This is a genomic window from Streptomyces sp. TOM-9 (assembly GCF_056858595.1).
The window spans coordinates 122561-136676 of the sequence record NZ_JBXEQB010000001.1; the positions used below are offsets into that span (position 1 = coordinate 122561).

Genomic DNA, 14116 nt, shown 5'->3' on the forward strand with positions numbered 1-14116 from the left:
GGACATGAACGGCTCCCCCTCCCGCATCGATCCCGTCCCCCCGGTCAGGTGCACGGGTGAAGGGGACGGTGGCAGCGCTGTGATCCGGCAGGCGGCCTGCGGGGCGACCGCACTCGCGCGGTTCGACCGTGAGGCCATGCCCTTCCTCGGCCGGCTGTACGCAGCCGCGACGCAGATGGCCCGTGGCCCTGCCGACCCCGGTGACCTGGTCCAGCGCACCTACCAGCGGGCTTTCGAGACGTTCGAGACGCTGCCCGAGACAGCCGGCGTGAAAGGCTGGCTGTTCCGGATCCTTGCCGACACCGCGCTCGACGCCTTCGGCGAGCCGGACCGGCCCGGGGGCTTGGGCTTCCAGCCTGCCGCACAACGCCAGCAAGAGGTCTGCGGTGAGCGGGCTTTGGTCCCTGACGACCACGCGGCCCGGGTCACACAGGCGCTGGACCTGCTACCCGACGAGGAAGTGTCCGCTGCGCTGCGGCGCCTGCCGGCCGAGGTGCGGATCGTGGTGTACCTGGCCGACGCCGAAGACTTCAGCGCCGCCGACATCGCGCAGATCCTGGGCGTCCTCCCGGGCAGTGTGCGATCACGCCTGCGCCACGGACGAAGCCTCCTCCGTGAAACGCTCACAGCCGCCGCCCATCGGCGCGGGCTCCTCGGCGAACCGCGTGATCGTGTCCCTGACGACTGACGTCCCCCGCAGGGGGTAGTTACCGGCTTGCGGTCACGTTCGCCGTCAGGCGCTCCAGGACAGCCTTGACATCCGCGGCCTCCGCCGGGGTGAGGCCTGCAGCCTGCCCGATCGTGGCCGGAATGACGCGCGCACGCTCGCGCAGTTCGGCGCCCTGTTCGGTGAGGCTGATCTGCACCGAACGTTCGTCGTTCGCCTGGCGCTCGCGCCGGACCAGACCGTGGGCCTGCAGCCGCTTGAGCAGCGGCGTCAGAGTGCCGTAGTCGAGTTGCAGGAGCTTGCCCAGCGATTTGATGGGCAGCGCACCGTGTTCCCACAGCACCAGCATCACCAGGTACTGCGGATAGGTCAGGTCGAACTCCTCCAGCAGGGGCCGGTAGCGGTTGGTCAAGGCCCGCTGCGCCGCGTACAGGGCGAAACACATCTGGTCGTCGAGGAGCAGGCTGACCTCGTCAGCCTCCGCCGCCTGCCGCTCAGCGGCGGGCTGGTTCTCACTCATCGCAACTCCTGTCCGCACAATACTCGCGCACTAAACCGTACACCCCACAACTTCCACGCAAGCCATTATATTGCGCACACTTAAAATTGCCACGTTGGGTCGTGGGACCAGTGCATGGAGTACGCGGTGCCCGACGGCGAAGTTGTCCCGGCACGCGGAATCCGATCAGCGCACTTTCCCGTGTGAATCATGTGCCCGGTCCCGCCTCGCCCGCCAGGGCCCCGGCCTGGCGGGCGATGCTCCGCGGGCGAACCCCGGCCATCGCCAAGCGGCCGTTGTCCTGCTGCCAAGGCGCCATTGCCGAGGGCGCTGGTGCCACCAGGTGCGGCAAGGGCATTCCGCGCCCCTTGAGGCGGGCCCTACCCCGGCGGCGCATGGCCACAACCGGGGTTCACAGTCACATGACCGATGCCGCAAGGGCACGCTTTCGCGGTTGGATCGCAGGCAGCGTCTGTGCGCAGGGCAGGCCCGGGAGACCGGCAGCGGACGCGGCCCGCTACACGTCCGGCTCCCCCTGGCCGGCACGGATGCTCTTCCCCCCACCAGGAGTACGTGATGCCCGAGTACGTCCCCTTGCAGCAGCCGGTTCTTGAACCGGCTGCCCGCAACTTCACCGAAGCCACCGCCGCCCCGCCGTTCCCGTTCGACCTGGGACCGGCGGCAGGCCGTAGGGCGCTGGAGAAGGTGCAGGCCGTGGAGCACCACCACCTTGAGGTGGAGGACAGCTGGGTCGCGGTGTCCGGCGGGCCGAAGGGAAGCGTCGCGGTGCGCCTTGTGCGCCCGAGGCAGGCCGGCGGGCCGCTGCCCGCCGTCTTGTACCTCCACGGCGGCGGCTGGGTCTTCGGGGGCACGCGCACTCACGACCGCCTGGTACGTGAACTGGCCATCGGCGCGCGGGCCGCCGTGATCTTCCCCGAGTACAGCCTTTCGCCCGAGGCCCGCTACCCCCAGGCGCTGGAAGAGTGCTACGCGGTCGCCCGATGGGTGACCCGCCACGGGAGTGAGCACGGCATCGACCCCACACGAGTGGCCGTGGCCGGCGACTCCACGGGCGGCAACCTCAGCGCAGCCCTGACGCTGCTGGCCAAGGAACGCGGGGATGTCTCCTTCCGCCATCAGGTGTTGTTCCATCCCGTCACCGACGCAGACTTCGACACACCCTCCTACCGCCGGTTCGCCGAGGGCTACTTCCTGCGCCGCGACGTCATGCAGTGGTTCTGGGACCAGTACACGACCGACGAAGGGCAACGCGCACAGATCACGGCCAGCCCGCTGCGCGCCAGCGCACAGGAGCTCGCCGGCCTGCCCCCGGCCCTGGTCATCACCGCGGAGGCCGACGTCCTGAGGGACGAAGGCGAGGCCTACGCCGAGAAGCTGCGCACTGCCGGAGTTCCCGTGACCGCGACCCGCTACGAGGCGACCATCCACGACTTCGTCGTGCTCAACGCGCTGTCGGCAACCGATGCGGCCCGCAAGGCGGTCGCCCAGGCCGTAGCCGCCCTCCGGCAGGCACTCGACACCGAGATCTGACTCCAGGCAGGCCCGCGACGCCGTCACGGTCTGCCGCAGCAAGCATTGCCCTTGCACAACGATCACACCGCCCCGGTCTCGTCGGGCAGCGGGACCCCGACGTCCATGCCGCTACCGGCCGCAGCACCGCGACGCCCGGCCGGAGGCGGCCACGGACCCGGACGGCGTGACCTGATCGCCTGTGAGGACAGCCGACCATCGCTGGGACCGTAGGTCTCGCCGACGGAGCGGCTTGGGGTCCTCTGCAGCACCATGCCCCGCGTCCATGTATTCTCCTAGTGCAAACAACGCTATGCACTAGTTCAAAGGTCCCTGATCATTTCTGTCTCGCTCTCCCCTGCCGATACGTACGCGGCCGCCGGCCGCACCGTGCCGACCCGGGGCAAAGGACGGACCTGCTACGACAACGACCTGGTGCCGTCGATCCCGGATACGGACCGCCTCCGCCGCGTTGCCCCCGTCCGCGACGGGGCGGCCGCCGCGCCGCCGGTCCTTCACACCGGCGCCGGTGAACGGCTCTGCGTGCACGGCCCCACCGGTCCCCCTCCACCGGGCAGCACCGGCGAGGAGGCCGGGCCCCACCGGCCGGGCCCGCTTCCGGGCGCCGGCACCCATCGGGCACCCGGGGTTGTCGACGACCTCGACATGCCGGTCACCGGCCCAGGCCACCTCGCCGGACGCTGACCGCAGTCCGCACACGGGCCCAGCCCCGGCCGGCGTACGGCCGGCTGCGGCCGCGCACGACGTCGGCCGGCACGGTCGGCCTCGCCGCGGTACCCCCGTCCAGGCGCTGTACGTCGGCCCCACATGCCGGGCGCCGCCGGGCAACCCTGCCCCATGCCCATCCCCTGGCTCGCGAGAAGAAACGGAGACAAACAGTGATCGGCAGTGACTCCTCCCAGCGCGATACGACCAGCGTGCTGATCGGCCGGGACCGCGATCTGCACACGATCCGTGAGCTCGCGGGCGTCGGCACCGGAGGCGGAGCTTTGCTGGTCTCGGGGGACGCAGGGGTCGGGAAGACGGCAGTGCTGGACGCCATCGCGGCAGGAGCCCGCGCCGAGGGCGCCCGGGTGCTGCGAGCCGCCGGTGTGGAGTTCGAGGCGGACTGCAGTTACTCGGGCCTCAACCAGATCCTCTTCCCCTACCAGAACGAACTCGAGGAGCTGCAGTCGCCCTTCCGCGATGCCCTGCGCATGGCACTCGGTTTCGAAAGTGGCAGGCCGCCCGAGCGGCTGGTGGTCTCCAATGCCGTGCTGCTCCTGTTGCGCACGGTCGCCGCCGGAGATCCGATGCTGCTGGTCATCGACGACCTGCCCTGGCTCGACCAGGCCAGTGCGGCGGTCCTGGGTCTGGTCGCGCGCAGGGCCGCGGGCATCGGTGTGAGCTTTCTCGCCGCCTCGCGCTCCGCGTCCCACAGCCCGAACGGCTGCGGCGTCCTGCCCGAGTACCGGCTGCAGCCGCTGGACGAGGAGTCGGCTTCCCGTCTGGTCGCCGACACCTCCCCGGACCTGGTCCCCAGCGCCCGCCGACGCCTGATGACCGTCGCCTGCGGCAACCCGCTCGCGCTGCTGGAACTGCCGTCCGCGATGCCCGCCGTCCCGGGACCGGCAGGCGGCGACGCCGGCTTCCCGGCCGTGGTGCCGCTCAGCCGGCGCCTGGAAGCGGTGTTCGGCTCCCGCGTCACCGGCCTGCCCCAGCCCACCCAGCGCCTGCTGCTGCTCGCCGCGCTGGAAGGCATCGGGGATCTCGGCGTCCTGCAGGCCGCCTCACGGCAGAACGACGACGGCTACGACCTGGAAGACCTCGGCCCCGCCGAACACGAGCAGCTCGTCCACATCGACGAAGGCGCACGACGGCTGAGGTTCCGCCATCCCCTCATCCGCTCCGCCGTCGTGAACAACGCCACCAGCAGCCGGCGGCGGGCCGTCCACACCGCCCTCGCCCAGGTCCTGGTGGACCAGCCCGAACGCCGGGCCTGGCATTTGGGCGAGGCTACTTTGGAACCCGACGAGAACGTGGCCGCCCTCCTGGAGACCGCGGCACGTATCACCTTGCGCCGCGGCGACGCCATCGGCGGCATGCGCACCTTCATCCGGGCCGCGGACCTCACGCCGCCCGGCTCCGGACGCAGCCGCCGCCTCGCCACCGCCGCCTACATCGGCGCCGAGGCCACCGGGGCGTTGCCCAGCGCCCAAAAGCTCCTGGATGACGCACGGCACACCGGCACCGATCCCGAATGCTCCCTGCACGCCGCCGCGGCCTCCGCCGTCCTCATCCTCAACAGCGACAGCGACATCGACGCCGCACACACCCTGCTCGTCGACGCCATCGAAGCCGGAACCCACGGCTACCACGCCGACGACAAGGCACTCATCGACGCCCTGCACACCCTTGCCCTGGTGTGCTTCTTCGGTGCCCGGTCCGAGCTGTGGCAGCCCTACCACCGCGCACTGGACACACTGACACCCGCGGCCCCGCCGGTGCTGTCCGCGCTGGGCAAGACCTTCTCCGACCCGGCCCGTACCGGGGCGGCGGCCATCAAAGAACTCGACGAACTGGTCGCCGGACTGCCCGAGACGACCGACCCGGCCCAGCTCCAGCGCATCGGCTCGGCGGCCCTGTACGCCGACCTCCTGACCGACGTCCGAGAAGCACAGTGGCGCATGGTCCGCATGGGGCGAGACGGCGGCCCGGCGCGCCGGCACATGGCCGGGCTGATCCACCTCATCCTGGACGACTACCTCACCGGGATGTGGGAGGAAGCGGCGCACCTTGCCGACGAGGGCATCCAGCTGTGCGAAACCCATGGCTACACGGGATTCGCCTGGTACTTCCACTACGCCAAAGCCCTCCTGGCCGCCGCCACCGGCGACGCCGACGCCGCGGACGCGACCGCAGAGAAGGTCATCCACTGGGCGACCCGCCGCAAGGCGTTCGGCGCCGCCCACTACGCGCACCACGCCGCAGGGCTGGCGGCCCTGGGCCGCGGTGACTTCGCCGGCGCCTACGAACACGCCACCGCCATCAGCCCCGCCGGCCACCTCGCCTCACACGCCCCGCACGCACTGTGGACGACGATGGACCTGGTCGAGGCGGCCATGCGGACCAACCGGCACCAGGAGGCAGCCGCCCACGCCCAGGCCATGCGGGAAGCCGGCATCGCCGAACTGTCCTCACGGCACGCCCTGCTCACCCATGCCTGCACCGCCCTGAGCACCGCCGGCGACGACCAGGCCCTGCAACAGTTCACCCACGCCCTTGACGTACCCGGCGCCGGGCGGTGGACCTTCGACTACGCCCGCGTCCAGCTCGCCTACGGCGAGCGGCTGCGGCGTGTGCGGGCCACCACCGAATCCAGGGGGCCGCTGGCAGCCGCACTGTCCGCCTTCCAGCACCTGGGGGCCGCTCCCTGGACCGAGCGTGCCGAGACCGAACTACGTGCCGCAGGCTCCGCCAAGCGGCGGCCCAGTGGCGCCAATCCGCACACGCTCACCCCCCAGGAACTGGAGATAGCCCGGCTGGCGGCCTCGGGGCTGACCAACAAGCAGATAGCCGAGCGCCTGTTCCTCTCCCACCGCACCGTGGGCGCCCACCTCTACCAGATCTACCCCAAGCTGGGCATCACCTCCCGAGGCATGCTCCGCGACGCCCTCGAAGCCTGACCCCACTCCTCATCGGCCTCCTCACACCACCCGAGCAGCAAGCGGCGGCCGGGCCCTGCCACCTCACTTCAGAAAGACCCAGCACGTGACCACACTTCCCACCCTCGTCCTGGTCCACGGCGCCTGGCACGGCACCTGGTGCTGGCAGCCACTGGCCGAACAGCTCCCCGACCTCGACGTACGTACCGTCGCCCTGCCCAGCAGCGGACAGGACCCGGCAGCCCTGGGTGGCCTGTACGACGATGCGGAAGCGGTGGCAAAGGCCATCGCGGCCGTCGGCGGACCGACCGTGGTGGTCGGCCACTCCTACGGAGGATGCCCTGTCACCGAAGCCGCTGCGGCAGCCGGCAACGTCGAGCGTGTCATCTACCTCAGCGCCCTGATGCAGGACACCGGCGACTCGGTCCTGTCCCTGGTCGGCGGCGTCTATCCGCCCTACTGGGACGTGCACGAGGAGCCCCAGGGCCACGCCAGTCACGGCTACTTCGAAGCGGCCCAGGCTTCGCACGTGCTCTACAGCGACGTCGAACCGCACCTGGCGCAGCAGGCCGCCGCCAGACTCGGCCGCCAGTCCCTGGCCTCGGTCACCCAGCCCCTCACCCAGGCCGCCTGGCACACCGTGCCCAGCACCTACATCCTGTGCGAGCAGGACCTCGCCATCCCGCTGCCACTCCAGGAAGCCATGGCCACCCGCGCCCAGCGCACCGTCCGCCTGCACTCCGGCCACAGCCCGTTTCTCTCCCAGCCGGCCGAACTGGCCCGCATCCTCCGCCACGAACTCACCCTCCGGCCACCGCAGTAGGGGTCACCTGAGGCCCTGCAGACGCCGGTCGCCGTGCCCGGCGATCTGGTCTGCACAGGTCCACGATTCCGCACGGCGCAACTCTCCGGCGGCATCCACGTGAAGGTCCGCGACGGCCAGGTCGCCAACCGGCCGCACCAGCGACACCCTCGCCCTGTGGGCCGGCGACGGCAGCACGGGAGCCACTCCAACCCGTTCAAGCGCTCTGTCGAGCAGGTCCCCGTACCGTCAGACTGGTTGTGTGAGCGAGTTATGGAGCATGCTGGCCGCGCCAGGCGGAGCGGTGGCGACCACGTTGATCGGTGTCTTCGTCGGCAGTGTGGTCGGCAGGCGCGCTCAGGACCGGCACTGGGTCCGGGAACAGCAAGCGGCTGTTTGCGCGCGGGTGCTGCGGGAGTCGTCAACGGTGCTGGTGGATCTCAGCGACATGGAGTCCTCCCGCCCCGAAAGCATCCCGCAAGGTGTGGTCGTGGCGACCAGCATCGACTGGCGCCGTGGAACGAGGCACTGAGCATGGTGAACCTGGTCGCCGACAAGGACATCGCAGAGGCGGCCCATGCCCTGGACGAGCAGATCTGGCGCGTCCACATCGCGGTCAAGCGCGGCCTGGCCCCTGATGAGGACTGGTTCGCACTGCGCTCGCGCATCATCGCCGCACAAGGCGACTTCATCACCGTTTCCCGCCGCAGACTGTCCCTGACAGGGGACCCACTCCCCCGGCTGTCCGGCAGGCCGGCCCCAGACGACCCCATCTGGACCCCGTAGGCCACGCACCCGGGGGCCGACCGCCAGACCTCGTCCAGCGATTGAACGGCTTGTGGCTGTGCCTGTTCTGCCAGCCGGATCCGTTCTGCAGCAGCCTCTCGTTGGCCCGCCGCACCAGCCGGGCCACCACAACCACCGCGACCACAGCGGCTGACCCCGCGCCCCCGCATCTCTCCCCCATTCCGGTCCCGGCCCAACCCAGGAGGACCGCGCCGACCGCGGCTTCGACAGGGGCGGCTCCGCCGGCAGTTGACGCCTGTGCTGCCTTCACGCGCACTTCCGAAGGGCGCTGACCCCGGCCGATCTCCTGGATGCTCACGCGCCTCAGTACTCGCTTCGCCCGTCCGGCCACGAAACGGAGACCGCCCCCAACCACGTGTAATTCCACGTGCCTTCATGGCGCCGGCGTCGTTGTAAAAGAGACCTCGAATAGGGACGGGGATCCAGTACCCCAAGGGCACCGGTCACGCTGCTCGACGGCTTCCTCGCCGCTCTGCGGGGCCCAACAAGACTGCCATAAGGGGCTCGATACGGGCTGCCGGCACGCAACAACACTACGAATTGACTCACCAGTAGGTACCATCCGGCAGCACCACCCCATACACACGAGGAGTGTCGTGTCCGACAACAACACCATTCAGGACCGGTATGCGACGCGTCTCGCAGAGGACCTGGACAACAACGCCGGCGAGCAGGAAAAGGTCCGCACGCAACTCGCGGAACTCCAGAGCCGGCTGGCCCAGCTCGAGCAGGAGCAGGCGTGGCTGGCCCAACTGCAAGGAACCGTGGCCGGCGCCTCAAGCGTGGTCGTTGAGGAAGAACCGGCAGGTGAAGCGCCTGCCGACAAGGCCGAAGAGCCGAAAGTGACGCCCGCCGCCCAGCCAGTGCCCCGTCCGCGCGGGCGAAAGAAGTCGGCCGGTGAGTCCGCAGCCCGAAAGGCCACCAAGAAGTCGCCTGCCCCCAAGACGGCCAGGAAGCCGAAGCCCGGCAGCTCACCGTCGAGCACGGAACCGACGCTGCGCAGCCTGGTCGTGGACATACTGGCCGCGAGCAGCGAACCGCGCATGGTCAGCGAGTTCGTCGACGCCCTGACCAAGCAGCACCCCCAACGCGCCACTCCGAGCGCCCCGGTCGTGCGCAACACCCTGGAGGCACTGGTAGCCAAGGGGCTCGCCGAACGCGCCCGCCGGCAAGGCAGCGTCTTCTACACCCCCATCACACCCTCGGCCTCCGACGCCGGTAACACGGCGGTCGCGTCCGGGGCCGCAGAACCGGTCCCGGCAACAGCCTGACCTCAAACGCGTGTGGCAGAAGGTCGCGGGCCTTCTGCCACAGGCGTGCATTCGGCCGATCTTCCGCGGAGCAGCGCCCTCCCCATCGTGGATCCCAGGAGAGCACCGCGGATCCGAGACCATGCCCCATGCCCCATGCCCCATGCCCCCGCACTGCCGACCGCAAGGCCGCACGAAGATAAAGGTGCCCAATACAGCAAAATCTGCAAAATGTGGCACTTACCGCGGTACCGTGGAGATCTGTCCCAGCGCGCAGCCCCGCGACCAGTTCTGGAGGGAGCCCGCATGGCAGATCGACTCGACGTGGCGTCGCTGGCTCCCGGCGATCGCGCGGACGCGATCCGTGAATTCTCGTGGGCCATCAACGGCCGTATAGAGGTGGACCTTCCCCCGGACCCGCATCTCCTGAGGGCCAGCGCAACCACCAACGCGGTGGGGTCGGTGAAAGTCTCGGAGATCGGCTGGAACGTGGCCCGCCTGCGCCGCGCTACTGCCTCGGTGGACGAGGACTTCGTACCGCACGTTCTCGTCCATCTCCAGGAAGCGGGGGTCTCCGCCGTCCACCAGGGAGGAAGGCAGGGTGTGATCCGGGCGGGAGATCTCGCGGTGCTGGAGAACGCGAAGCCCTATGAGGTCTTCTTCCACGGCACGATGCATTCGGTCCTCGTGCGCGTTCCCACGCACGTCCTGGGGCTGCGGCCGTCCCTGCTCGACCAGGTCACAGCCGTACGACTGAGTTCGCAGCGCCCCGTCGTGGGTGCCACGGCAGCGCTTTTCACCCGTCTGGCCCGTAACCAGGCCGCTGTCGGAGAGGCCGAGGCCGCCCTGTTCGCGCAGCCCTGTGTCGACCTGATCAGGGCTGTGGTCAGCATGATCCCAGGCCGTGACGATCTGGCCGGAGCGCCTCTGAACAGCACGCTTCTTTACCGTGTTCAGGAATACGTCCGCCTCCATCTGGCAGAACCCGACCTGACTGCGGCACGTATCGCCGCCGAGCATCACGTTTCCGTACGCCAGCTCTACCTGACCCTGTCCCGGGCGGGAATCAGCCTCGGTGAGTGGATCAGGACGCAGCGCCTCGAAGAGTGCAGGAGGGAACTCGCGTCGTCGGTGCATCAGTTCATGACGATCGAGGCGATCGCCCACCGGTGGGGGTTCGCCAGCGCAGCCCACTTCAGTCGGGTGTTCAAGGCGGCGTACGGTGTGAGCCCCCGCGAGTTCCGGTGGCAACCATGCGACAGGCTGAGCGGGCTTTCACCGGCAACGGGGCCCTTCCGCCCGGGCACTTCGGCCTAATCTCCCGGACCGTCACCGGGCCCGGCCCGCGGCGGAGAAGGAGCCGCCCGCCAGAGCAGGCCGAAGCCACCAGACACCCGCCTGAAGGCCCAGGCACGTCGAGTGAACAAAACGCGGCGTCGCCGACTCTCTCACAGTAGGCGGCACACCAGTCGTCGCCTTGCCTGTACGTGCACAATCTGCCCTTGCGCTTTCGTGCAGGACATCGGGTCCGGTTCCCGGCCCCAAGGAACCGGCCACCGGGGTCCGGGCATTTCAGCGGCGGGTCGTACGGCCGACACCGCGCGGCCTCACGAGCATGAATACGCGTTACCTCGCTCAGCGCGATACCGGCAATACAGTGCGTGTCCTCCCCCCAACGACATTCGGAGTCGCATACGGCTGCACGGCGGGAGTCCCGCAGTCTCCGGTTCGCACAGCTGCGGATATCCCACGGACCTGCCCGGACACCCGCCGACGATCGCAAGGAAAATTTACGGTGGCCGCAGAGAGGGGCTCCCAGGAGCCTCCTGCCCCGGTCGCATGCACGAGAGTCCGGGAACCAGATGCCTTCAGTGCCGTTCGGGAGGACATCGTGATCGAAGCATTCTGCACGGACATCCAACCGCCCGCCGAGCGGGCCGAGTACTGGAGGGACGCCGTACGCAGGGCGTTCACCCGGCTGGAGATACGCACCCAGGGGCCGGCCGAGCTCCACGGGGCGATACGCCAGGCCTGCGTCGCCGGCGTCCAGGCCGGCTCCCTCGAAGCGAGCCCGCAACGCATGGCACGCACCGCGCCGCTCATCGCCGCCGACGGCGACGGCTCGCTGATCGTGAGCCTGCAACGCACCGGCGGCAGCGTCGCGGCCCAGGACGGCCGCGAGACACCGGTGGCCGCCGGCGAACTCGTCATCCTCGACAGCCGCAGGCCGTACGTCCTGGACTTCGCCGGCCCCGTGCGGCAGCACGTGGCCACGGTCCCGCGCCAGCTGCTGGACCTCCCCGACTCGCTCCTGCGCCTGGCCACCGGCCGGACCTACTCCCCCGGCCACGGGATCGGCGGGATCCTCGCCTCATACGTCGACGGGCTCGTGACGACGACGGAACACTGCATCTGCGCACAGGACGCCAAACGCTTCCTGCGGCAGGGCATCGTCGACGTGCTGACCGCCCTGGTCGCCCTGGAAGGCAACACCGGGGAGCAGGCCGCCGTGGAGCGGGCCCTGCTGCAGCGCGTCCGCGCCTACATCCGCACCCACCTTGACGATCCCGCGCTCTCCCCGGCCTCGGTCGCGGTCGCACACCACATCTCCGTCCGCTACCTGTACCAGCTCTTCCAGGACGAGCCCATGACCGTCGGCCGCTGGATCCAGCGCCTGAGGCTGGACGCCTGCCGCAGGGACCTCGTACGACCGGAACTCGCGGGACAGACGGTGGCGGCGATCGCACACCGGTGGGGCTTCGCCAGCCACGCGCACTTCAGCCGCACCTTCCGTGCCGTCTACGGCCACTCCCCCGCGCAATGGCGGCAGGCCGGCATCCCGCAGGCCGTACCTCAGCAGACAACCGGCCGACCCACCCGTCAACCCGACAGGTGACGAACCCGTGGCCACCCGTAGTGCCCAGCCCCCCGCTTCACCCGACCTGATCTGCCGCGGGGTTCGCGCAGGTGCCAGCGGTCACGCCCTTGCGGGAGGCCCAGACGCCTTCCAACTCGCAGTCCCGCCTGACGAGCCAGTCCCCGCGTCCCCTCAGTCCCGCTTCAAGCAGCCGCGCAACGGCTCCTGCCGGCCACTCCCAACTGCGGTCCTCTCCGGCGCGCAGGACCTCGGCCTCGTACTGACCTGCGGTGAACAGAAGCTCCGGCAGGTCGGAGTCCTGATTGGCCAGGTCGCGCCAGCCCGCCCAGACAACATGATCCGCGTTACGCGTGACCGTCATGTACAGCGCGCCACAGCACTCCTCCACGCCGCACCCGGACCAGGCGAGACGAACCTCGTGGGGCGTCCCCGTGGCATGCAACGGCCCGTCGTGGCCCAGCAGATCCCTGGGGCTTACTCCCAGGTACCGGCCTCCCACGCCACCGGGAACCACCCCCTTCAGACACGCTGGCCCCGGACAGCCCTCCGGAACAACGGGATGGCAGCCTGGGGAATTACCTGACCGACCACACGCAGGAGGCAGGGAAGGTGAATCAGTAGGCGGTGCCTGGGCAGGACGCAACGGCAATCTGCACGAAGACCGCCCCGCCCGGCTCAGCCTGAATTCGCCCTGCCACGTCCGGCAGGCTGCGCCCCCGCACAGGTACGCCTTGCACGAGGCGCCGGGAAACCACCGCGGTTGTCCTCACCGGCTCCTGCCCGGGCACCGCAGCCGCCGCACTGCCACTGTTCCTCGTCGCCTACGCACTCGAGTGACGGTTCGCGTCGAGCCACTCGTCGCGGTTCCACATGACGGGCATGGCGCCGACGGGCTCGAACTCGATGTCAGGGTCGTTGCTGTGGACCAGACTGAAGAAGCGTCGCTGGAGCACGGCCGCGTGACGGGCCTGGTCGGCGATGATGTCCAAGACGATCTGGGCCGAACGGGGGCAGGCGGCGACGAAGCGGTCGTAGTCGGTGAGGGACAGGACGAGTCCGGTGCCTTCGGCTGAGTCGTCGAAGCCTCCATAGCAGGCCACGTCCCCGAGGCAGTCGTTGAGCGCGTCCAGATTGTGCCCGTAGTAGCCGGGAAAGTGCAGCGCGGCGGCGAACGCGCGGTGCATGTCCTGTTCCGTGACCCACTCGCCGGCTGCGAGGCGGACGACCCGGAAACCAAGCTCTTCCAACCGCAGCACGGCTTGCGACAGGAGCCGTCGGCGCCAGAAGAGGGTGACGAAGGTGTTGCTCATGTACTCGATGCCGGGGACCCGAGTTGTCGTGGCGCCCTGCGCCGAAGCGTGTGACGCATCGCTTCGGTAAGCGTCGAGGAGGCGGAAGAACTCTTCCACGGGAGTCGAGCCGTCGGGGGGGCTGCGTTCGATGTCGGCTGCCCAACCAAGTGGGCTGCTGCCGCCGAGGCGTGTCCCGAGCCACTGGCTGAAGGCCCCGCCGTGCCAGAAGTCGCAGGGCTCATTGACGGAGTGCACGCCGAGGGCTACCTGGTAGCCGATCAGCATCGTCTGCAGATCGCGCAGTGAACCCGCGGACAGCCACATGCCGGGCCGGAGACGGATCTGGTCCAGGAAGTCGTACACGTCCGTGCAGTCCTGCCAGTGCTTGGCGGTAAGACCCGGGATGTCTTCGGTCGGCATGCTCCGACCCTACGGCGCGAAGCGGTGCTGCCGTCGGCCGGAGGGGTGCGAGCCCAAGGCGATCACATGCGGCCGGCTGCGAGGGCGAGATTACGCCCGGCGGCCGCGGTCCAGTCTTCAGCGGGTCGCCCCACCAGCTCGGGTTGCCGGCAGCACATGGCCTGGAGCGGACCCCACCTGGGTGAAGCGCGACCTGGATACGCGCGGAAGAGTGGTGGTCGAACTGGCGCGACGACACCAAGCGGTGCCCTGCAACCGTCACCACCTACGGCGCTGTCGCAGCATCGAGAGGCGGCCCACCGAAGG

The 14116-nt window shown here is 69.6% G+C and carries 12 protein-coding genes; 9 read left to right on the plus strand and 3 right to left on the minus strand.

Annotated features, from left to right (window positions below; all coding sequences use genetic code 11):
• The first annotated feature begins 136 nt into the window (after positions 1–136).
• Positions 137–688 (plus strand): sigma factor-like helix-turn-helix DNA-binding protein, encoded by a 552-nt coding sequence (locus AC1VWI_RS00575; RefSeq protein WP_499508866.1) that lies wholly within the window; start codon positions 137–139, stop codon positions 686–688.
• A 19-nt stretch (positions 689–707) separates the two neighbouring features.
• On the opposite strand, the gene AC1VWI_RS00580 is transcribed toward AC1VWI_RS00575, so the two are convergent.
• Complete coding sequence (locus tag AC1VWI_RS00580; protein ID WP_499508867.1) at positions 708–1187, minus strand: MarR family winged helix-turn-helix transcriptional regulator; 480 nt, start codon at positions 1185–1187, stop codon at positions 708–710.
• A 555-nt stretch (positions 1188–1742) separates the two neighbouring features.
• Between AC1VWI_RS00580 and AC1VWI_RS00585 the strand changes: the two genes are divergently transcribed.
• The 8 genes from AC1VWI_RS00585 to AC1VWI_RS00620 all read left to right on the plus strand — a co-directional run bounded on the left by AC1VWI_RS00585 (position 1743) and on the right by AC1VWI_RS00620 (position 12116).
• Positions 1743–2717, plus strand: a complete 975-nt coding sequence (locus tag AC1VWI_RS00585; protein WP_499508868.1) for an alpha/beta hydrolase — start codon at positions 1743–1745, stop codon at positions 2715–2717.
• A gap of 878 nt (positions 2718–3595) precedes the next feature.
• The gene (locus AC1VWI_RS00590; RefSeq protein WP_499508869.1) at positions 3596–6382 is read left to right on the plus strand and encodes an ATP-binding protein; all 2787 of its coding nucleotides are present in this window, start codon (positions 3596–3598) and stop codon (positions 6380–6382) included.
• 85 nt (positions 6383–6467) lie between these two features.
• Positions 6468–7184: an alpha/beta hydrolase gene (locus AC1VWI_RS00595; RefSeq protein ID WP_499508870.1), complete on the plus strand. Its 717-nt coding sequence runs from the start codon at positions 6468–6470 to the stop codon at positions 7182–7184.
• A 241-nt stretch (positions 7185–7425) separates the two neighbouring features.
• The gene (locus AC1VWI_RS00600) at positions 7426–7695 is read left to right on the plus strand and encodes a hypothetical protein (protein WP_499508871.1); all 270 of its coding nucleotides are present in this window, start codon (positions 7426–7428) and stop codon (positions 7693–7695) included.
• A 2-nt stretch (positions 7696–7697) separates the two neighbouring features.
• Positions 7698–7949, plus strand: coding sequence for a hypothetical protein (locus tag AC1VWI_RS00605; RefSeq protein ID WP_499508872.1), 252 nt, complete (start codon positions 7698–7700; stop codon positions 7947–7949).
• 617 nt (positions 7950–8566) lie between these two features.
• Positions 8567–9241 (plus strand): hypothetical protein, encoded by a 675-nt coding sequence (locus AC1VWI_RS00610; protein WP_499508873.1) that lies wholly within the window; start codon positions 8567–8569, stop codon positions 9239–9241.
• A 285-nt stretch (positions 9242–9526) separates the two neighbouring features.
• Positions 9527–10537 (plus strand): helix-turn-helix domain-containing protein, encoded by a 1011-nt coding sequence (locus tag AC1VWI_RS00615; RefSeq protein ID WP_499508874.1) that lies wholly within the window; start codon positions 9527–9529, stop codon positions 10535–10537.
• Between the two features lie 574 nt (positions 10538–11111).
• Complete coding sequence (locus AC1VWI_RS00620; RefSeq protein ID WP_499508875.1) at positions 11112–12116, plus strand: helix-turn-helix domain-containing protein; 1005 nt, start codon at positions 11112–11114, stop codon at positions 12114–12116.
• A 37-nt stretch (positions 12117–12153) separates the two neighbouring features.
• Here AC1VWI_RS00620 and AC1VWI_RS00625 read toward each other — a convergent pair whose 3' ends face one another.
• On the minus strand, positions 12154–12459 hold the full coding sequence (locus AC1VWI_RS00625) for a hypothetical protein (RefSeq protein WP_499508876.1): 306 nt from the start codon (positions 12457–12459) through the stop codon (positions 12154–12156).
• 460 nt (positions 12460–12919) lie between these two features.
• Positions 12920–13810 carry a barstar family protein gene (locus AC1VWI_RS00630; protein WP_499508877.1) on the minus strand — a complete coding sequence of 297 codons (891 nt, stop codon included), beginning with the start codon at positions 13808–13810 and terminating at the stop codon, positions 12920–12922.
• Positions 13811–14116 lie beyond the last annotated feature (306 nt).

Excerpts from the sequence above, each read along its gene's own strand:
- AC1VWI_RS00630 (WP_499508877.1), bottom strand. The coding sequence starts at position 13,810 with ATGCCGACCGAAGACATCCCGGGTCTTACCGCCAAGCACTGGCAGGAC.
- AC1VWI_RS00585 (WP_499508868.1), top strand. The coding sequence starts at position 1,743 with ATGCCCGAGTACGTCCCCTTGCAGCAGCCGGTTCTTGAACCGGCTGCC.
- AC1VWI_RS00580 (WP_499508867.1), bottom strand. The coding sequence starts at position 1,187 with ATGAGTGAGAACCAGCCCGCCGCTGAGCGGCAGGCGGCGGAGGCTGAC.
- AC1VWI_RS00605 (WP_499508872.1), top strand. The coding sequence starts at position 7,698 with ATGGTGAACCTGGTCGCCGACAAGGACATCGCAGAGGCGGCCCATGCC.
- AC1VWI_RS00615 (WP_499508874.1), top strand. The coding sequence starts at position 9,527 with ATGGCAGATCGACTCGACGTGGCGTCGCTGGCTCCCGGCGATCGCGCG.
- AC1VWI_RS00575 (WP_499508866.1), top strand. The coding sequence starts at position 137 with ATGCCCTTCCTCGGCCGGCTGTACGCAGCCGCGACGCAGATGGCCCGT.
- AC1VWI_RS00625 (WP_499508876.1), bottom strand. The coding sequence starts at position 12,459 with ATGACGGTCACGCGTAACGCGGATCATGTTGTCTGGGCGGGCTGGCGC.